Origin of the sequence: Streptomyces sp. NPDC006296, from assembly GCF_040613235.1 — a bacterium.
Classification (GTDB): domain Bacteria; phylum Actinomycetota; class Actinomycetes; order Streptomycetales; family Streptomycetaceae; genus Streptomyces.
On record NZ_JBEXRT010000035.1, the window covers coordinates 50,782 to 72,333 of the forward strand.

Genomic DNA, 21,552 nt, shown 5'->3' on the forward strand with positions numbered 1-21,552 from the left:
CGTGCTGTCCGCCGGTCCGGGGTCACGCCGGGTCCGGGCGGGTGTCGGTCGGTTGCAGTGCGGCCGCGGCGAGGTCCCAGATCCGCCGGACGACGTCCGGGTTCAGGAGCATCTCGCGGTGGGCGCAGTCGAGCGTGTGCTCGCGTACCTCGCCGGAGACGAACGGCCGCCAGAGTGCGGCCTTCGGCTCGGAGTCGGCGGAGATCAGCAGCAGGGTGCCGGACGTCCTGCGGGTCCGGTGCGCCAGGAGGACGCGGGTGTTGTTTCGGACGATGCGGAGGTATGCCTCGTGCTCCGCGCCGGTGAGCGCGCCGGCCACCGTCTCCTCCTGCACGGCGAAGCCCGCCCGCTGCTCGGCGGTGACGGGGCCGTCCACCGGGCTGGCGTCCAGCAGGATCAGGGCGGCCACCTCCTCCCCCTCGTCCTGGAGCAGGGCCGCCATCTCCTGGACGACGTTGCCGCCGAAGGACCAGCCGAGCAGGTGGTAGGGGCCGGTGGGCTGGACGGCGCGGATCTGCGCGACGTAGTCGGCTGCCATCCGGGACAGCGAGTCGGGCAGGTCGTCCCCGCCGGTGTCCATGCCGCGGGGGCGCAGCGCGTAGAGCGGCTGGTCCCCGGGGGCGGCGTCGGCGAGCCAGCCGTACTCCCAGCCGAGACCCAGCACGGTGTGGGCGCAGAAGAGCGGGGGCCGTCCGCCGGAGGACCGCATGGGCACGAGGACGTCGGTGGTCCCCTGCCGTCCCTCGCGGGCGATCCAGGCGAGCAGGCCGGCGGCGGTGGGGGCCTCGAACACGGCGCGGACGGGGATGTCGGCGCCGATGACGGCCCTGATGCGGTTGACGAGGCGTACGGCGAGCAGGGAGTGGCCGCCGAGGTCGAAGAAGCTCGCGTCGGCGCCGACCGGGGAGATGCCGAGGACCTGCTCGAAGACGGAGCAGAGCAGCTGTTCGCGGAGTGTGGCGGGGCTGCGGCCGGCGAGGGCGGTGTGGTCGGGGGCGGGCAGGGCGGCGCGGTCCAGCTTGCCGTTGGGGGTGAGCGGCAGGGTGTCCAGCGGGATCAGCACCGGTGGCACGAGGTGTTCCGGGAGCCGGTCGCCCAGGTGCTCCCTGACCTGTGCGACCAGGGCCGCCCGGTCGTCGGCGGCGCCGGGGACCGGTACGAGGTAGCCGGCCAGGGCGGGTTCGCCGTCGGGGCCCTCCCGGGTGACGACGGCCGCCTGGGCGACCTGCGGGTGTCCGGCCAGGGTCGCCTCGATCTCGCCCGGTTCGATGCGGAAGCCGCGGATCTTCACCTGGTCGTCGGCGCGGTCGAGGAATTCCAGCCGGCCCCGGGAGGTCCACCGCACGATGTCGCCGGTGCGGTACATCCGGGTGCCCGCGAGGCCGAACGGGCAGGCCACGAAGCGCTCCGCGGTGAGCACCGGCCGGCCCAGGTAGCCGCGGGCCAGGCCGTCGCCGGCGACGTACAGCTCGCCGGGCGTGCCGGGGGGCACAGGGAGCAGGCCGTCGTCGAGGACGTACGCCCGGGTGTTGTCCAGGGGGCGGCCGATGGGCACGGTGCCGCCGTCCGGGTCCTCGTCGCAGGGCCAGGCGGTGACGGCGACGGACGCCTCGGTGGGGCCGTAGAGGTTGTGCAGCGGCACGCCCAGGGTCGCGCGGAAGCGGTCGCGCAGGGCGGCCGGGAGGACTTCGCCGAGGCAGAGGACGGTCCGCAGGCCGGTGCAGCGTCCGGCGGCGCCGCTGTCGAGGAACGCCCGCAGCACGGAGGGGACGAACTGGGCGACGGTCACTCCTTCCCGCTCGACGAGTCCGGCGAGGTACCCGGGGTCGGCATGCGCGCCGGGGCCGCTCAGGACCACCGCGGCGCCGTTCAGGAGGGGCCAGAAGATCTCCCACACGGAGGCGTCGAATCCGAACGACGCCCGCTGGAGCATCCGGTCGGTGGGTTCGAGGCGGTACTCCTTCTGCATCCAGGCCAGTTGGTTGACGACGCCGTGGTGCGGGACGGTGACGCCCTTCGGGGTGCCGGTGGAGCCGGAGGTGTACATCACGTACGCCGGGTGGTGCGGGCGCAGCGGCGTCGCACGGTCGGCGTCGGTCACCGCCCCGGGTGTCCGCGCGTCGTGGGGCCCGTCGGCAGCGGGTCCGTCGAGGTCGATCCACCGGGCGGGGGCTTCCGTGTCCGTGCCGCGGAGCCGCTCGGTGGTCCGCACGGTGCTCAGGACGAGGACCGGGGAGGCGTCGCCGAGGACGAGGTCGGTGCGGCGGCGCGGCTGGCCGGGGTCGACGGGCAGGTAGGCGGCGCCGGTCTTGACGACGGCCAGGAGCGCGACGATCTGGTCCACCGACCGGTCGAGGGCCACGCCGACCAGGGTCTCCGGCGCGGCTCCGAGGCCGATGAGGTGCCGGGCGAGGTGGTCGGAGCGCTCGTCGAGCTCGGCGTAGGTGACCCGGGTGCCGTCGAGGACCAGGGCGACGGCGTGGGGGGTGCGCGCGGCCTGCCGGACGAAGAGCCCGGCGAGGGTGTCGTCGGGGCGGGGGGCGGCGGTGTCGTTCCACTCCTGGAGCACGCGCCGGCGTTCGGCGTCGTCGAGGAGGCCGACGCGGGCCACCGGCAGGGTGGGATCGGCGGCGACCGTCTCCAGGACCCGTACGAGCCGGGCCGCCAGCGTCTCCGCGGTGGAGCGGTCGAAGAGTTCGGCCGCGAAGACGACCTCCCCGTCGAGTCCGGCGGGCGCGCCGGTCTCGTCGAAGCTCTCCCGGACCTCGAAGTCCAGGTCGAAACGGGCCGTCAGGGTCCCGGCCGCCTCCTCGTGCACCTGCACACCGGGCAGGCTGAGCGTGCCCCGGTGGTTGTTCTGTACCGCGAGCATCACCTGGAACAGCGGGTTGCGGGCCATGGACCGGGCCGGGGCCAGGTCCTCCACGAGCCGCTCGAAGGGCACGTCCTGGTGCTCGAAGGCGTCCAGGCCCGCGGTGCGCACCCGGTCGAGCAGTTCGAGGAAGTCGGGGTCGCCCGACAGGTCGGTGCGCAGCACGAGGGTGCCCGCGAAGAAGCCGACGAGGTCGTCGAGGGCCTGGTCGGTGCGTCCGGCGACGGGGCTTCCCACGACGATGTCCCGGCCGGCGCCGCTCTTCGACAGCAGGACGGCGACCGCCGCGTGCAGCAGCATGAACATGGTGACGCCCTGTCCGAGCGCCAGCTCGGCCAGCCGTGCGTGCAGGGGCGCCGGGACGTGCAGGGGCACCAGTCCGGCCCGGTGGTCCGAGACCGCGGGGCGGGGCCGGTCGACGGGGAGGGCGAGTTCCTGGGGGGCGCCGTGGAGCCGGTCCTTCCAGTGGGCGACCTGGGCGGCGAGCACACTGTCGGGGTCGTTCACGTCGCCGAGGAAATCCCGCTGCCACAGGGTGTGGTCGGCGTACTGCACGGGCAGCGGCTCCCACTGCGGGGCCCGTCCGGCGGCGCGTGCCCGGTAGGCCTGCGACAGGTCCCGCCAGAGGGGGCCCATCGACCAGCCGTCGGCGGCGATGTGGTGGACGGTCAGGGCGAACGCCCAGGCGCCGGGGCGCAGTGAGAACAGTGCGGTCCGCAGCGGCGGTTCGGCGGCCAGGTCGAAGGTGTGGGAGGCGAGCGCGTCGAGCCGTCCGGCCAGTTCCTCCTCGGTGACGGCGGTGACCGGCAGGTCCACGGCCGCCTCGGCGGCGGGCAGGACGTGCTGGCAGGGTTCGTCGTCGACGAGGGGGAAGGTGGTGCGCAGGCTCTCGTGCCGGGCGACGACGTCGGTCAGGGCCGTGCGCAGGAGTTCCGGATCGAGGTCGCCGGAGAGCCGCAGGACGAGGCAGATGTTGTAGAGGTGGTTGGGTCCTTCGATGCGGTCCACGAACCATAGGCGGCTCTGTCCGTAGGACAGCGGCAGGACGGGCGGGCGGGGCATCGGGACGACGGCCGGGCGGGCGCGGCTCCCGTCCCGGGTCAGCCGGCGGGCGAGGCCGGAGACGGTCGGGTGCTCGAAGACGGTGGCCACGGAGGTCTCGGCACCCAGGACGGTGCGGATGCGGCTGACCAGGCGTACGGCGAGCAGGGAGTGCCCGCCCAGGGCGAAGAAGTCGTCGTCGATGCCGACGCGGGGCAGGCGCAGCACGTCGGCGAAGACGACGCCGAGCAGTTCCTCGTAGGGGGTGGCCGGGCCGCGTCCGAGGCTGACGGCTGCCATGGGGTCGGGGGTGGGCAGGCCGGCCCGGTCGACCTTGCCGTTCGGGGTGAGCGGCAGGCGGTCCAGGACGGTCACGTGCGGCGGCACCAGGTGGTCCGGCAGCCGCTCGGCGACGAACTCCCGGATGCTGTCCGCCAGTGCGCGGCCGGTGACGGCAGGGTCGGCCGGTGCGGCGTAGGCGGCGAGGCGCTTGTCGCCGGGGGTGTCCTCACGGACCAGGACGACGGCCTGGGCGACGTCGGGGTGGGCGGAGACGGCCGCCTCGACCTCGCCGGGCTCGACGCGGAAGCCGCCGATCTTGGCCTGGTCGTCGGCGCGCCCGACGAACTCCAGCACGCCGTCGTCCCGCCACCGCACCAGGTCGCCGGTGCGGTACATCCGGGCGCCGCCGTCCTCGAACGGGCAGGCCGTGAAGCGTTCGGCGGTCAGTCCGGGGCGGTGCGCGTAGCCGCGGGCGAGTCCGTCGCCGGCGATGTACAGCTCGCCGGGCACGCCCACCGGGACGGGTTGCAGGGCGGGGTCGAGGACGTAGCCGCGGGTGCGGGCCAGGGGGCGGCCCAGCGGGACGGCCCGGCCGCTGTCGACGTCCTCGCGGGTGACGGGGTGGGTGTGGGTGTAGGTGATGCTCTCGGTGGGTCCGTAGCCGTTCATCAGCCGGGTGCCGGGCAGGGTGCCGAGCAGCGTGCGGCAGTGCTCGACGGAGAGTGCCTCGCCTCCGGTCAGGACGGAGCGGACCCCGCGCAGTGCTTCGACGTCGAGGTCGATCACCTGGTGCAGCAGTCCGGTGGGCAGCAGGGCGACGGTGACCCGGTGCCGGGCGAGGAAGTCGCGGATCACGTCGACGGACGGGGAGCCCGCGGGCCCCACGGCGAGGGTGGCCCCGTTGAGCAGGGTGGCCCAGATGTCGAAGGTGGTGGAGTCGAAGGAGACGGACCCGAGGTGGGAGACGACGTCCCCGGCCCGTACATCGGCGTAGTCGGCGGGGCGGACGAGGCGGTCGACGGCGCGGTGGGTGGCGACGACGCCCTTGGGGGTGCCGGTGGAGCCGGAGGTGTAGATGGTGTAGGCGGCGGAGTCCAGGTGCGGCGGTGTGGCGGGGGGTACGGCGTCCTCGGCGGCCACCGCGTCCCGGGTCCGCGGGTCGTCGAGGACGATGCGGGGCGGGTCCTCGCTGGTCCCGGGCAGCCGCTCCTCGACGGCGGTGGTGGTGAGGAGGGCGACGGGGGCGGCGTCGCGCAGCATCAGTTCGATGCGGGCGGCGGGGTAGCCGACGTCGACGGGGAGGTAGGAGCCGCCGGTCTTCAGGACGGCGAGGAGCGCGACGATCGTCTCCGGGGAGCGTTCCATGGCGACGGCGACGAGCCGGCCGGGGCCGGCGCCGTGCCGGGTGAGGTGGCGGGCGAGCCGGTCGGAGGCGGCGTCGAGGTCGGCGTAGGTCATCCGCGCGCCGTCGGCGACGAGGGCGGGGGTGTGCGGGGTGCGGGCGGCCTGGGCGCGGAAGTGTCCGGGCACGGTGTCGGCCGGTGCGGCCCGTTCGGTGCTGTTCCACCCGGTGAGGACGCGGTGGTGTTCGGCGGGGTCGAGCAGGGGGATGTCACGGACCCGGGCTGCGGGGTCGGCGACGACGGCGTCCAGGACGAGCAGGAGGCGTTCGACGAGGGACTCGACGGTCGTGCGGTCGAAGAGGTCGGCGGCGTAGGTGATCCCGCCGTCGATGCCGGCGGGGCGGCCGTCGTCGTCGAACCGCTCGGCGACGTGCAGGTCGAGGTCGAACTTGGCGCGGCCCAGCTCGGTCGGGAGGGCCTCGACGCCGAGGCCCGGCAGGTCGACGGAGGCGCTGGGCGCGTTCTGCACGGCGAGCAGCACCTGGAAGAGGGGGTGGCGGGCGCGGGACCGGGTGGGGGCCAGTTCCTCCACCAGCCGTTCGAAGGGTACGTCCTGGTTCCCGAGGGCGCCCAGTGCGGATTTGCGGACCCGGGCGAGGACCTCGGTGAAGGTGGGGTCGCCGGTGAGGTCGGTGCGCAGCACCAGGGTGTTGACGAAGAAGCCGATGAGGTCGTCGGCGGCCTCGTCGGTGCGGCCTGCGACGGGGCTGCCGATGGGGATGTCGCGGCCGGCGCCGAGGCGGGAGAGCAGGACGGCGAGCGCGGCCTGCCACACCATGAAGGTGGTGGCTCCCTGGGCGACGGCGAGTTCCGTCAGCCGTGCGTGCAGGCGGGCCGGTGCGGCCATCGGGACCCAGCCGCCCTCGCGGCTCGCGACGGCGGGCCGCGGCCGGTCGGTGGGCAGGGTCAGTTCCTCGGGGCTGCCGCTCAGCGCGTCCCGCCAGAAGGCGGCCTGCCGGCCGAGGACGCTGTCGGGGTCGTCGCCGTCGCCGAGCAGTTCCCGCTGCCACAGGGTGTGGTCGGCGTACTGCACGGGCAGCGGGTCCCAGCCGGGTGCGTGGCCGGCCCGGCGGGCGGTGTAGGCGGTGGACAGGTCGCGCAGCAGCGGGACCATCGACCAGCCGTCGGCGACGATGTGGTGGGTGACCAGGACCAGGACGGCCTCGTCGGTGTCCGGTCCGTCCACGTCGAGGAGGGTGGCCCGCACGGGCGGCCCCGCGGTGAGGTCGAAGACGTGCCCGGCGGCCTCGGTGATCCGGGCGTCCAGGTCCGCGCGGCCGACGGTCTCGACGGCGAAGTACGGGGGGAGGTCGTCGAGGTGGACGATGTCCTGGTAGGGGTCGCCGTCGGCGTGCAGGAACCGGGTGCGCAGGCTCTCGTGGCGGGTGAGCAGGTCGGTCCAGGCCGCGCGGAGCGCGCCGGTGTCCGGCGTGCCGGTCAGCCGGAGCGCGAGCGGGATGTTGTACAGGGGCCCGGCGGACTCCAGCCGGTCCACGAACCACAGGCGGCGCTGGGCGTAGGAGAGCGGTACCCGCTGCGGCCGGGCACCGGGGGTGAGGGCGGGCCGCACGGTGCCGGTGGCTCCGGCGTCCTCGACGGCGGCGGCGAGACCGGCGACGGTGGGGGTCTCGAAGACCGCCTGCACGGGGATCTCGGCGCCGAGGACGGAGCGGATCCGGCTGATCAGGCGCACCGCCAGCAGGGAGTGGCCGCCGAGCGCGAAGAAGTCGTCGTCCACACCGACCCGGGGCACGCCGAGGACCTGGGCGAAGACGGAGCAGAGGAGTTCCTCGCGCAGGGTCGGCGGGCGGCGCACCGCGCCGGCGCTCACCGCCTCGGGGGCGGGCAGGGCGGCGCGGTCCACCTTGCCGTTGGCGGTCAGCGGCAGCCGCTCCAGCACGACGACGGCGTCCGGCACCAGGTATCCGGGGAGGCGTCCGGCGACGAACTCGCCCAGGTCGGGGAGGGTGTGGCCGGGCGCCGGGGTCACGTGGGCCACGAGGCGCTTGTCCCCCGGGGTGTCCTCGCGGACGGTGACGACGGCCTGGGCGACGGCCGGGTGGCCGGCCAGGAGCTGCTCCACCTCGCCGGGCTCGACCCGGAAGCCGCGGATCTTCACCTGGTCGTCGGCCCGGGAGACGAACTCCAGTGCGCCGTCGGCCCGTCGGCGCACGATGTCGCCGGTGCGGTACATGCGGGCGCCGGGTACGTCGAACGGGCAGGCCACGAAGCGTTCGGCGGTGAGCGCGGCGCGGGCGACGTACCCGCGGGCGAGTCCGGCGCCGGCGATGTACGCCTCGCCGGCGACGCCGGCCGGGACGGGTTCGAGGCTGTCGTCGAGGACGTACACACCGGTGTTGTCCATGGGGTGGCCGATGGACACGACGTCGCCCAGGGTCTCGGGGTCGGTGAGCGGGATCTGGGTGGCGATGACCGTCGACTCGGTCGGCCCGTAGCTGCTGCGGACGACGATGCCGGGGGCGGCTTCGAGGACCCGTCGGACGGCTTCCCTGGGGACGACGTCGGCGCCGGTGAGGACGTCGTGGACGCCGGTGAAGGCGGCGGGGTCCTCCTCGGCGATGACCCGGAAGAGGCCGGCGGTCAGGTGGGCGTGGGTGAGTCCGTGGTCGGCGACGAGGCTGCGGAGGCGGGCCGCGTCGGTCCTGCCGGGCGGGGTGACGACGAGGGTGCCGCCGGTGAGCAGCCGCACCCAGATCTCGACGGTGGACCCGTCGAAGGTGTGCGGGGCGGCGAACATGCCGCGTGCGGTGCCGGGGAACTGCCAGCAGCGGTCGCCGGCCAGCTCCACGATGTCGCGGTGGGTGGTGCCGATGCCCTTGGGTTCGCCGGTGGAGCCCGAGGTGAACATGATGTAGGCGAGCTGGTCGGGCAGGCTCCGTCCGCCGACGGCGGCGGCGGGGCGGTCGGCCCAGGCGTCGTCGGGGGCGTCGGCGACGACGACGGTGGCGAACAGCCCGCGGGCCTCCTCGGCGTACCGGCCGTCGGCCAGGCAGATCCCGGCTCCGGCGCGGTCGGCCATCGCGGCGGTGCGGGTGCCCGGCTGGGCGGGGTCGAGGGTGAGGTAGGCGCCGCCGGCCTTGAGGATCGCCAGCAGGGTGGTGACCACGTCCGGGGAGCGGTCCATGACGACGGCGACCACGGTCTCCGGGCCGACGCCGAGGTCCATGAGGTGGTGGGCGAGCCGGTTGGAGCGGGCCTCCAGCTGTCCGTAGGTGACGGGGCCGGCGCCGGTGTCGAGGGCGACCGCCTTAGGTGCGCGGGAGGCGCGGACGGTGAACAGCTCGGGGACGGTGAGCGCCAGGGTGTCGCTGCGGGCGCCGTGGGACGCGGTGAGCAGGCGGCGGCGTTCGGCGGGGTCGAAGACGTCGATGCGGGAGACCTGTCGGGCGGGGTCGGCGGTGGCGGCGTCCAGGACGCGCAGCAGCCGGGCGACGAGGGTCTCGGCGGTGGAGTGGTCGAAGAGGTCGGTGGCGTAGGTGAGGCCGCCGGTCATGCCGTTCGGCGCGCCCTCCTCGTCGTGGAGTTCGACGACCTGGACGTCGAGGTCGACCTTGGCCGTGGTGGGTTTGCCGGGTCCGGCCGCCACGTCCAGGCCGGGCAGCGCGACGTGGGCCTGCGGCATGTTCTGCACGGCGACCAGGACCTGGAAGAAGGGCACGCGGTCGGTGTAGCGGGCGGGGGCCAGCTTCTCGACGAGCCGGTCGAAGGGCACGTCCTGGTGGTCGAGAGCGTCCAGTGCCGTGGTCCGGACGCGGGCGAGCACCTCGGTGAAGCTGGGGTCGCCGGTCAGGTCGGTCCGCAGGACCAGGGTGTTGAGGAAGAACCCGACCAGGTCCTCCAGCGACTCGTCGGTACGGCCCGCCACGGGGCTGCCCAGCGGGATGTCCTCCCCCGCGCCGAGCCGTGACAGCAGCACGGCCACCGCCGCCTGCCACACCATGAACATCGTCACGCCCTCGGCACGGGCCAGCTCCGCCATCCGCGCGTGCAGTCCGGCCGGCACGTGGATGTCGGCCCAGCCGCCGCCGCGTCCGGGTTTGTCCGGGCGGGGCCGGTCGAAGGGCAGGGCGATCTCGTGGGGGACTCCGTCGAGGGTGGTCCGCCAGTGCTCGATCTGTGCGGTGAGCCGGCTGTCGGAGTCGTTCTCGTCGCCGAACAGCCGCTGCTGCCAGAGCGCGTAGTCGGCGTACTGCACCGGCAGGGGCGGGAAGTCCGGGGCGCTCCCCGCGTGGCGTGCGGTGTAGGCGGCGGACAGGTCCCGCCACAGGGGGGCCAGGGACCAGCCGTCACCCGCGATGTGGTGCACCACCAGGACGAGGACCGCGCTCTCCTCGTCCAGGGTCAGCAGGGTCGCCCGCAACGGCAGCTCACCGGCCAGGTCGAAGACATGACCGGAGACCTCGTCGATCCGGGCGTCCAGCGCGTCGGGGGTGACGGACACCTCGGGAAGTTCGACCCGTGCCTCGCCGACCGGCACGATCTCCTGGTACGGCTCGCCCTCCACCTGCGGGAACCGGGTCCGCAACGCCTCGTGCCGCGCCACCACATCACCCAGCGCCGCCCGCAGAGCCGGAACATCCACCCGCCCGGACAACCGCACCACCAACGGAATGTTGTACAACGCACTCGCACCCTCCAGCCGGTCCACGAACCACAACCGACGCTGCGCGTACGACAACGGCAACCGCTCCGGACGCACCCCCGCCCGCACCCCCGGACGCACACCGCCCCCCGCCACCCCGTCCAGCACGGAGGCCAGTCCGGCGACGGTCGGTGTCTCGAAGAGCTCCCGTACGCGCAGTTCGACGCCCAGGACGGCGCGGATGCGGCTGACCAGGCGCACGGCCTGGAGGGAGTGGCCGCCGAGGGCGAAGAAGTCGTCGTCCGCGCCGACCTCGGGCACGCCGAGCACCTGGGCGAAGACGGACCGCAGGAGTTCCTCGCGCAGTCCGGTCCCGTGCCGGGCGGGGGCGGCGGACGGCTCCGCTCCGGTCTCCGGTGGCGTCGGTGTGCCGGGCGTCACGAGGTGGACGCGGCCCTCGTCGTCCCAGCGGGCGTGTGCGCCGGTGGGTCGCATGACGGACTCCTCCTCGGTGAACGGGCAGCGGACGGCGTCCTCCGCGGACGGGTCGCAGGTGGTGTGGAGCAGTCCGACGACGCCGGGCGGGACCGGCATGAGGCGGTCGTCGAGGACGAACACCCGGGCGTCCGGGCCGGCGATCTCCGGCCGGGTGCGGGACCACTCCCCCATCAGCCGCTGCCGCTCGGCCGGGTCGAGCACGTCGACGGTGTGCACGGGCCGTCGCGGGTCGGCGGTCACGGCGTCGAGGACGCGCAGCAGCCGGGTGGTCAGCATCCCGGCGGTCGAGTGGTCGAAGAGGTCGGCGGCGTAGACGAGTTCGCCCTCCATGCCGGCGGGGCGCGCGTCGGCGTCGAAGCGCTCGGCGACCTGCAGGTCGAGGTCGAACTTGGCGTCGCGGGCCGCGCGGGGCAGCACCTCGACGTCCGCCGCGTCCAGTTCGGGGACGAGGAGGGGCGTGGACTGCACCTCCAGGACCGTCTGGAAGAGGGGGTGGCGGCCCATCGACCGGGGCGGTGCCAGTTCCTCCACCAGCCGCTCGAACGGGACGTCCTGATGGTGCAGGGCGCCCAGCGCGTCCCGGCGGACCCGGGCGAGCACCTCGGTGAAGCCGGGGTCGCCGGTCAGGTCGGTGCGCAGGACCAGGGTGTTGACGAAGAACCCGACCAGGTCCTCCAGCGACTCGTCGGTACGGCCCGCCACGGGACTGCCCAGCGGGATGTCCTCCCCCGCGCCGAGCCGCGACAGCAGCACGGCCACCGCCGCCTGCCACACCATGAACATCGTCACGCCCTCGGCACGGGCCAGCTCCGCCATCCGCGCGTGCAGTCCGGCCGGCACCCGTACGGGCACGGCGGCGCCCCGGTGGCTCTCGACGGACGGGCGGGGCCGGTCGGTGGGCAGGGCGAGCTCCTCGGGGAGCCCGTCCAGCGCCGTGCGCCAGTAGGTGACCTGCTCCGCCAGGACACCGGCGGGGTCGTCGGGGTCGCCGAGCAGGTCGCGCTGCCACAGGGTGTAGTCGGCGTACTGGACGGAGAGCGGCGCGGGCGGAGTGGTTCCGCGCCGGCGTGCGGTGTAGGCGGCGGACAGGTCCCGCCACAGGGGGGCCAGGGACCAGCCGTCACCCGCGATGTGGTGCACCACCAGGACGAGGACCGCGCTCTCCTCGTCCAGGGTCAGCAGGGTCGCCCGCAACGGCAGCTCACCGGCCAGGTCGAAGACATGACCGGAGACCTCGTCGATCCGGGCGTCCAGCACGTCGGGGGTGACGGACACCTCGGGAAGTTCGACCCGTGCCTCGCCGACCGGCACGATCTCCTGGTACGGCTCGCCCTCCACCTGCGGGAACCGGGTCCGCAACGCCTCGTGCCGCGCCACCACATCACCCAGCGCCGCCCGCAGAGCCGGAACATCCACCCGCCCGGACAACCGCACCACCAACGGAATGTTGTACAACGCACTCGCACCCTCCAGCCGGTCCACGAACCACAACCGACGCTGCGCGTACGACAACGGCAACCGCTCCGGACGCGCCCCCGCCCGCACCCCCGGACGCACACCGCCCCCCGCCACCCCGTCCAGCACGGCGGCCAGGCGCGTGGGGGTGGGGGCATCGAAGACGGCGTGGACGGGGATCTCGACGCCGAGCACCGCGCGTACGCGGCCGACCAGGCGGACGGCGAGCAGCGAGTGGCCGCCGAGCGCGAAGAAGTCGTCGTCCGCGCCGACGCGCGGCACCCCGAGGACGTGGGCGAAGGCGGCGCAGAGCAGTTCCTCGTACGTGCCGGTGGGGCGTGCGGCACCGGTGCCGGGGTCCGGGACGGGCAGGGCGGCCCGGTCGAGCTTGCCGTTGACCGACAGCGGCAACCGGTCGAGGGTGACGAACGCGGCCGGGACCAGGTGGCCGGGGAGCCCGGCCGCGAGGTGCGCGCGCAGCGCGGCGGGGAGGGCGGTGTCAGGGGGTCCGGCCGGGACGACGTAGGCGACGAGGCGGGTGTCGCCGCCGGCGCCGGGGAGGTCGTCCCGGGCGACGACGACGGCGTGGTCGACGGCCTCGTGTGCGGTGAGGCGGGTCTCGATCTCGCCCGGTTCGATACGGAAGCCGCGGATCTTCACCTGGTCGTCGGTGCGTCCGACGTACAGCAGGCGCCCTTCGGGGGTGCGGCGCACGGTGTCGCCGGTGCGGTACATGCGGGTGCCCGCGGCCCCGTGGGGATCGGCGACGAAGCGTTCGGCGCTGAGGCCGGGCCGGTCGAGGTAGCCGCGGGCCAGGCCGGCGCCGGCGACGTACAGGTCGCCGTCGACACCGTCGGGGACGGGGAGGAGGCGGGCGTCCAGGACGTACAGGCGGACGCCGGGCAGGGGACGGCCGATGGTGGGGGCGTCGCCGGGGCGCAGGGGTCCGTCGGCGGCGGCGATGACGGTGATCTCCGTCGGGCCGTAGGCGTTGCCGAACCAGCGGCCGTCCCCCCACCGGTCCACCAGGGCCCGGCCGAGCGCCTCGCCCGCGACCAGCAGGGTACGTACGGAGTCCAGCCGGTGGTCCTGTCCGGTCATGCCAAGGACGGTGGGCGGGAGTTGCAGGTGGGTGACGGCCTGCCGTTCCACGAGGTCCTCCAGGCCCGCGCCGGGCAGCAGACTCGCGGCCGGGGCCGTGACGAGGCAGGCGCCGGCGGCGAAGGCCGTCATGATCTCCCAGGTCGCGACGTCGAAGCCGATGGAGGCGAACTGCAGCAGACGGCTGTCGGCGGTCAGGCCGGGCCAGCGGAACGCGAGGAGGTTGACCGCGCCGGAGTGCGGGACGACGACGCCCTTGGGGATGCCGGTGGACCCGGAGGTGTAGATGACGTAGGCCGGGTGGCCGGGGCGGAGCGGGGTGGTGCGCTCGTCCTGGGTGACCGGGTCCGGGGCGTGGGCCGCCACGGCGGAGCGTACGCCGGGGTCGTCGACGACGATCGGCGCCGGGGCGGAGGCGGGCAGGTCCCCGGCGTGGGCGGTGCCGGTGAGGACGGCCGCGGGTGCGGCGTCGGCGTACAGGTGGGCGACCCGTGCGGCGGGCTGGTCCGGGTCGACGGGGACGTACGCGGCGCCGGCCTTGAGGACCGCGAGGAGCGCGACGACGAGGTCGAGCGAGCGGTCCAGGAGGAGCAGGACCCGGTCCTCGGGCCCGACACCGTGTCCGATCAGGTGGCGGGCGAGCCGGTTGGAGCGGGCGTCGAGCTCGGCGTAGTCGAGGTGTTCGGGGACACCGTGGCCGGCGTCCGGGGTGCCCTCCGTGGCGCGGGGCGCGCCGCCGCGGTCGTGGGTGACGGCCGGGGCGTGCGGGGTGGCGGCCGCGCGGTCGGCGAAGAGGTCGGTGAGGACGCGGGCCGGGCCGGGCCGGCCGGTGTCGTTCCACTCGGTGAGGATGCGGTGCCGCTCGGCGGCCGGCAGGACGTCGAGGTCGGCCGGCGGGGTGCCCGGGGCCTGTTCGAGGGCGTCGACGACGCGTTCGGTGGTGGTGTGCAGCAGCCGGGTGACGAGGTCGGGGTCGATGGAGGCGGTGGCCTGCACGTCGAAGGCGAGCGTCCTGCCGTCGTCGTCGACGGAGACGAGCAGCGGGTAGTTGGTGCGTTCCCGGAAGGCGAGTATCTCCGTGCCGGGCGGCAGGACCGTGCCGGGGCCCGCGGTGGTGTGGTGCCGGTAGTTGAGGACGGCGGTGAACAGCGGCGCGGGGGCGCGCACTCCGCCGGCGCGCTGGGCGACGGCGAGCGAGGCGTGTTCGTGCACCAGGAGCTCGGCGAGCTGCCGGTGCATGGCGTCGACGGCGCCGGCCACGTCGGTCCCGGTGGTCCGGGCCCGGACCGGGAGGGTGTTGATGAAGAGGCCGGGCACCTCGCCGGCGCCGTCGCCGGCCTGCATGCGGCCGAGGAGCAGGGTGCCGAAGACGACGTCGTCCCGTCCGGAGACGGCGGCCAGGACCCGGGACCACACGACGTGCAGGACGGTCGCCGCGCTCACTCCGGCGCGCCGGGCCTGTGCGCGCAGCCGGGCCGTCACCGGTTCGCCGAGGAGGGTGCGGCGTTCGGTGACGTCGGTCCCGTCGCCCCGCACCTCCCGCACGCCGAAGGGGGCGGTGGTGTCGGTGACGTCGCCGAGGAGCCGGCCGAAGTACGCCTCGTGCTCCTCCGCGGGCGTGCTCAGCAGCGCCTGGGCGACGTAGCCACGGTAGGGGCGCGGGGCGGGCAGGTCGTCGCCGCGGCCGGCCAGCAGGGCGGTGGCTTCGCGCAGGACCAGGTCGAGCGTGGTGTGGTCCTGGGTGATGTGGTGCATGCGGACGGCGAGGAGCCGGCGGCCGGTGCCGGGTTCGGTGGCGGTCCGGGCGTCCATCAGGGGGGCACGGCGCAGGTCCAGCGGCTCGCCGGCGTGGGTCAGCAGATGTTCCACCGGGTCGGGTGCGTCCCCCGGGTCCGTCTCGGTGACGGGGAGCTCGGCGTGCCGGTGCACGATCTGCACGGGGTGCGGCAGGTCCGCCCAGGCCAGGGAGGTGCGCAGCACGTCGTGACGGTCGATCACCTGGGACAGGGCCGCGAGGAAGGCGTCGAGGAGCCGGCCGGTCTCGAAGCCCAGGACGTACCGGACGACGTAGGGGTCCTCGTCGCCGGGGCCGGGGCGGTCGCCGGTCCAGGCGGTGTTCCCGGTGCCGCCTCCGGGCGCGGTCCGGCTCCGGGCGCCGGTCCCGGTGGCCGCTTCGGCGTGCAGCCGGTGGTGGAAGAAGAGGCCCTCCTGGAGCGGGCCCAGGCGGTAGACGTCGGCGATGCCGGCCGCGCCGCCGGGCAGGGCGTCGGTGAGGGTGCGCAGTTCGTCCTCGGTGAGGCCGGCGAGGGGGACCATCCCGGGTGTGAGGCGGGTGGCGCCGGGCGGGACGGTTCCCTCGGGGACCCGGACGGGCTCGGGACCGGCGGCTTCGGCGAGCCGGGCCGGTGTCGGGGCGGTGAACAGGGTCCGCATGTCGACGCCGACGCCCTGCCCGCGGAGGTGGTCGAGGAGCCGCACGGCGAGCATGGAGTGGCCGCCGAGCGCGAAGAAGTCGTCGTCGGCTCCGACCTCGGGCAGGCCCAGGACGTCCGCGAACGCCGCGCAGAGAATCTCCTCGCGCGCCGTCGCGGGGGCCCGTCCGCCCCCGGCGGTGTCCCGGTCCGGGGCGGGGAGCGCGGCACGGTCGAGTTTGCCGTTAGCGGTGAGGGGCAGTCGGCCGACCGTCACGCAGGCGGAGGGCACCATGTGGGCGGGGAGCACCGCGGCGACGTGTTCACGTGCCCGGCGTGCCAGTGCGGCGCCCTCGTCGCCGGTGGCGTCGGCCGGGTCGCGCGGGACGACGTAGCCGACGAGGCGCCGATCGCCCGGTGTGTCGGTGCGGATCACGACGGCCGCCTCGGCGACCGGGGGGTGCCCCAGCAGGGCGGTCTCGACCTCGCCGGGCTCGATGCGGAAGCCGCGCAGTTTCACCTGGTCGTCGGTGCGGCCGAGGTGGGCGAGCGTGCCGTCGGCGGCGCGGCGGGCGCGGTCGCCGGTGCGGTACATGCGGGTGCCCGGTTCGAAGGGGCAGGCCACGAAGCGTGCGGCGGTCGTCGCGGGCCGGTGCAGGTAGCCGCGGGCCACTCCGGTGCCGGTGACGTACACCTCGCCGGGGACGCCGGGCGGCACGGGCCGCAGCGCGTCGTCGAGGACGTACACGCGGGTGTGGTCGAGGGGGCGTCCCACGGGGCTGCCGCCCTGCGGGGCGGGCGCGTCGCCGGTGCCGGGGGCCAGGTCCAGGTGGGTGACGTGGACGGTGGTCTCCGTGATGCCGTACATGTTCACCAGGCGCGGGCCGTCGGCGCCGTGGCGGGCGTACCAGTCGGTGAGGCGTGCGGGGTCCAGGGTCTCGCCGCCGAACACGACGAGGCGGAGCCGGGCGTCGAGGGCTGCGGGGTCCTGCCGGGCGTCGGCGCGGGCGAGTTGGTGGAAGGCGGAGGGGGTCTGGCTGAGGACGGTGACGCCCTCGCGGACCAGCAGACGGTGGAAGTCGGCGGGGGTACGGGAGGTGTCGTGGCCGACGACGACGAGCCGGCCGCCGGTGAGGAGGGCGCCCCACAGTTCCCATACGGAGAAGTCGAAGGCGTAGGAGTGGAACCAGGTCCAGACGTCGTCGGTGCCGAAGCCGTACCGGTCGGCGGCGGACCGCAGCAGCGCGGTCACCTGGGCGTGGGCGACCACGACGCCCTTGGGCGTGCCGGTGGAGCCCGAGGTGTGGATGACGTAGGCCGGGTGGCCGGGGTGGAGCGGGGCCCGGCGTTCGTCCTGGGTGAGCGGACCGGCGTCGTGGGCGGCGACGGTGGTGCGGACGTCCCCGTCGTCGAGGAGGACACGCCGCAGGCCGGGGGCGGCGACGGTGTGTGCGGCGGTGTCCGCGGTGGTGAGCAGCAGGGCGGGGGCGGCGTCCGTGAGCAGCGCGTCGATCCGGGCGGCCGGGTAGGCGGGGTCGGCCGGGAGGTACGCGGCGCCCGCCTTCATGACCGCGAGGAGCGCGACGACCAGGCGGGGGGTGCGGTCCAGCGACACGGCGACCAGGGTCTCGGGGCCGGCGCCGCAGGCGACCAGGTGGCGGGCGAGGCGGTTGGACTCGGCGTCCAGTTCGGCGTAGGTCAGTCCGGCCGTGTCGTGGGTGACGGCGGGCCTGTCGGGGTGCGCGGCGGCCCGGGCGGCGAAGAGGCCGGGCAGGGTCTCCGCGGGCGGCGGGGGCGCCGTGTCGCCCGCGGCGGCGAGCTGTGCGGCGTGTTCGGCGGGTGAGAGGACGTCGACGGCGTGCAGCGGCAGGTGCGGGGTGCCGGCGGCCTGGCGCAGGACGCGCAGGAGGCGGTCCGCGAGGGCTTCGGCGGTGGTGCGGTCGAACAGGTCGGCGGAGTAGTGCAGTTCCACGTGCTGGCCGGCGGGCCGGCCCCGGTCGTCGAAGTGTTCCAGGATCTGGAGGTCGAGGTCGTACTTGGCCAGCGGCAGTTCCGCGAAGCCGGCGACGGCCGTGAGGCCGGGCAGGTCGACCGGGACGCGGGGGGTGTTGTGCAGGGTGAGGTTGACCTGGAAGAGGGGGTGCCGGGTCAGGGAACGGGCCGGGGCGAGCTCCTCCACGAGCCGCTCGAAGGGCACGTCCTGGTGGTTCATGGCGTCGACGGCGGCGCCGCGCACCCGCCGGACGATCTCGGTGAAGGCGGGATCGCCGGTCAGGTCGGTGCGCAGGACGAGGGTGTTGACGAAGAAGCCGACGAGGTCTTCGAGGTCCGCCTCGTCGCGCCCGGCGAACGGGCTGCCGACGGGGATGTCGTGACCGGCTCCGAGCTTGGAGAGCAGGACGGCGACCGCGGCGTGCCAGACCATGAACATGGTGGCGTTTTCGGCCTGCGCGACCTCGGCGAGCCGGGCGTGCAGGTCCGCGGGGACGGTGAGGCGTACGGTGCCTCCGTCGTGCGCGGAGGCGGCGGGCCGCGGCCGGTCGACGGGCAGCGCGAGCTCCTGGGGAGCCCCGGCCAGCGCCTTGCGCCAGTAGGCGAGCTGCTCGGAGAGCAGGCTGCCGGGATCGTCGGCGTCGCCGAGCAGTTCGCGCTGCCACACGGTGTAGTCGGCGTACTGCACGGGCAGCGGGGCGAGGTCGGGCCCTGTTCCGGTCAGGCGTGCGGTGTAGGCGGCGGAGAGGTCCCGCCAGAGCGGGGCGGCGGACCAGCCGTCGGCGGCGATGTGGTGCAGGGCGATCACGAGTGCCGACGTCCGCTCGTCGACGGTGAGCAGCCGGGCGTGGAAGGGGATGCCGGCGGTCAGGTCGAAGACGTGCCGGGCGGTACGGCCGATCTCGGCCTCCAGGTCGTCGGCCCGCACCTCGTCCACGGTCAGCAGGCCGTCGAGCGCGGCGGCGGGCACGATCTCCTGCACGGGTTCGCCGTCGACCTGGGGGAAGCGGGTCCGCAGCGCCTCGTGGCGGGTCACCACGTCGTGCAGCGCCGCCCGCAGCGCGCTCACGTCCGGCGTCCCGGAGAGCCGCAGGACCAGCGGGACGGTGTAGAGGGCGCTCGGTCCCTCCAGCCGGTCCACGAGCCACAGCCGGCGTTGCGCATACGACGCAGGAATCACGTGCACTCCTCAATGCGGGCCGGGTCGTCCGTCGCCCCCGGGCGGGCCGTCCGCACGGACGCGTCACGGCCCGGTGCGGGCAGTACAGATGGTGCTGAGGCGGGCGAGGCAGCAGCATCGGTGGGAGCCACAGTTACGTGCGGCGCCGCAGCGCGGGCCCCCGTCGGTGGAACCGGAGGGCGGGCCGTGCGGCCGTAACGGCGGGGATCGTCGTTGCCGGCCGGTTTTCCGCGCGCCTACGGTCGGTCCCGGATCACCGTGGCGTGCCGGCCGACGCCCTTTCCTTCCCGGGAGAACGATGAAGAACGCCGCCCACGAGGACGATCCGGTCCTCGAACGCTTCCACTTCCTCGTCAACGCTCCGGCGTTGTTCAACGCCGTCACCACCGCCGCCGAGTTGAGGATCTTCGCCTTTCTGTCGGGGAGCCCCGGCGCGAGCGCGGCGGAGATCCGTTCGTTCTGCGGCCTGCCCGCGCACCAGCTCCGGGTGCTGCTCCAGGCGGTCTGCACGACCGGGCTGCTGGAGCGCCGGGAGGGTGCCTACCACAACTCCGCGGTCGCCGAGGAGCTGCTGGCGGCGGACGGGGAGCCGGACAGCTGGAGTCACATCCTGACCGGCTGGAAGGAGGTCTACTACCCGGCGTTCGCGGACCTCACGACGGCGCTGCGGTCGGGCACCAACACCGCTCTGGCCGCCCACCCCGGCGACGAGCCGACCCTGTACGGGCGGCTGTCCCGCAACCCTCCGCTGGAGGCGGTCTTCCACCGGGCGATGACCGCGTTCACGCTGCGCTCGGTCGACGCCCTGGTCGGACAGCCGGTCTTCGGCGACGTACGGCACGTGCTCGACGTGGGCGGCGGGGACGGCAGCACCTCGGCGCGTCTGGTCGCCCGTCATCCGGAGCTCAGGTCCACGGTGTTCGACCTGCCGAGCGTCTCCCGGCTGGCGTCCGGCGCCGAGGCGGGGGCGGGGTCCGACCGGGTGACCGTGGTGCCCGGTGACGTCTTCACCGATCCGTTCCCCGAGGGCCCGGACGCGGTGCTCTTCAGCCATGTGCTGGAGATCTTCGACGAGGAGTCGATCCTGCTCCTGCTGCGGAAGGCGTACGACGCGCTGCCCGTGGGCGGCCGGGTGATGGTCTACGGCTACAACGTCTCGGACGACGAGACGGACGGGGTCTTCGGCGCCCGGCTCGGGCTCTACTTCAACGTGCTGGCGAGCGGCCGGGGCATGGCCTATCCGGCGCGCGACTGGGAACGGTGGCTGCGCGAGGCCGGGTTCGACGAGGCCGGCACCGTGACGGGGCTGCCCTACGAGCACGGACTGAGCCTGGCCGTCAAGCGCTGACCCGTCGGGCGGGAAGCGGGGCCGACCTCCGGGCCGGCCCCGCTTCCCGCCCCGCTCTGTCGTCCGGCCGCGCGTCGGGGTGCTGCCGACGGGTCGGTAGGCAGCGGTCGTCCCGGACAGCACCGGCCCGGTGAAGGGACTGAGCCTGCCTCTCCGATGTTTCCAGGAGCGTGGCGCCAGGCCGGCTGAGTGGTGGAGACAAGCTCTGCCGTTCAGGCGTCCCAGGAACGCGGACGGTTCAGCTCTTCCCATTCGGGGCGGAGCAGCGAGAACACGGCCAGGTCATGGCGGCGGCCGCGGTGGAAACAGGCGGAGCGGCTGACCCCTTCCTGCGTGAAGCCGGACTTGGCGAGGACGGCGAGCGCGGGCGGGTTGACGGTGTGCGTCTGCGCCGTGAGCCGATACATCGGGAGTTCACCGAAGGCCAGATCCACCAAGGCGTCCAGCGCGGCGGTGCCGTAGCCATGCCCTCGATGTTGAGCAGCGAGCATCAGCTCGACCTGGGCAGTGCCGTCGACGATGTTCTGGTCGGTCAGTGCGACGTGACCGACCGGGACACCGCCGGAGGGGCAGATGAGGAAGTCGTCGCGATCGTCGTCCTCGATGTCGCGCTCGATGCGCTCGCGCACGGCGGTGAGCGAGCGGGGCCACAGGCCGATCTGGTGGGCGGCCACGGGGTCGGATCGCCAGGTATGTATGAGCTCGGCGTCGTCTACGTCGAGTGCTATGAGGCTGACGGAATCAGCCCTCCAGGAAGGCTCCCGTTCAGCCCCTGCGTCATGCTCGTCGTCTGCAACTCTGGTGTTCGCGTTCACGGACGCATGCTAGGGGGACGTGCAGACCGGGGCCATCGCGTTTCCGCTCGCGTTCTCCAGTCCACTTCGCGCGATCTGCTTCGATGACCTGATGGTCTGGTGGCCTCAGTCGGAGTACGGGAGTGGGCGGATGGACGAGAGCACGGTCGTGCTGAACGCACTCGCGCAGGGGCTGCGCCCGCTCGGGCAGGGCGTCGAGTGGTTCGAAGCCCTCTCCTCCGAGGAGCAGTCCGAGGTTCTTCGGGACCTGGGCGGACACTGCATCCAGGCACGCGCGACGGTGGAGGACGGGCCCTGATCGACCTTCGGCTCTGCCTTCCTGAGCTCACCCGATGCCGCGATCCTGATCGCTGGTCGGACTCCGGCGTTCCCGAGCAGGTCGAGCTCGGAAACAACCCCCGCCCGGCGCCCGAGATGACCGAAGGGCACCCCCGGCCCGCGAGAACGAAACCCAACCTCCCGCCGATGAGCCGCCATCGGCCTCAAGGCCCTTCGCCGCAGCCACGGGACAGCCCTCACCGGCGGGCCGGCTCGACCAGATGAAACAGACA

Annotated in this window: 4 protein-coding genes; 2 read left to right on the plus strand and 2 right to left on the minus strand. The window is 74.4% G+C overall.

Annotated elements, in window-relative coordinates; genetic code table 11:
• Window positions 1-22: 22 nt before the first annotated feature.
• A complete protein-coding gene (locus tag ABZ172_RS22850; protein ID WP_356885820.1) occupies window positions 23-18,838 on the minus strand; it encodes a non-ribosomal peptide synthase/polyketide synthase in 18,816 nt (6,271 codons plus the stop codon).
• Between the two features lie 298 nt (window positions 18,839-19,136).
• Here ABZ172_RS22850 and ABZ172_RS22855 point away from each other — a divergent pair, with 298 nt between their 5' ends.
• Window positions 19,137-20,186, plus strand: coding sequence for a methyltransferase (locus ABZ172_RS22855; RefSeq protein ID WP_356885822.1), 1,050 nt, complete (start codon window positions 19,137-19,139; stop codon window positions 20,184-20,186).
• Window positions 20,187-20,398: 212 nt separating this feature from the next.
• Here ABZ172_RS22855 and ABZ172_RS22860 read toward each other — a convergent pair whose 3' ends face one another.
• A complete protein-coding gene (locus tag ABZ172_RS22860; protein WP_356885824.1) occupies window positions 20,399-21,001 on the minus strand; it encodes a GNAT family protein in 603 nt (200 codons plus the stop codon).
• 130 nt (window positions 21,002-21,131) lie between these two features.
• Here ABZ172_RS22860 and ABZ172_RS22865 point away from each other — a divergent pair, with 130 nt between their 5' ends.
• On the plus strand, window positions 21,132-21,299 hold the full coding sequence (locus tag ABZ172_RS22865; RefSeq protein WP_356885826.1) for a DUF5958 family protein: 168 nt from the start codon (window positions 21,132-21,134) through the stop codon (window positions 21,297-21,299).
• Window positions 21,300-21,552: the final 253 nt, after the last annotated feature.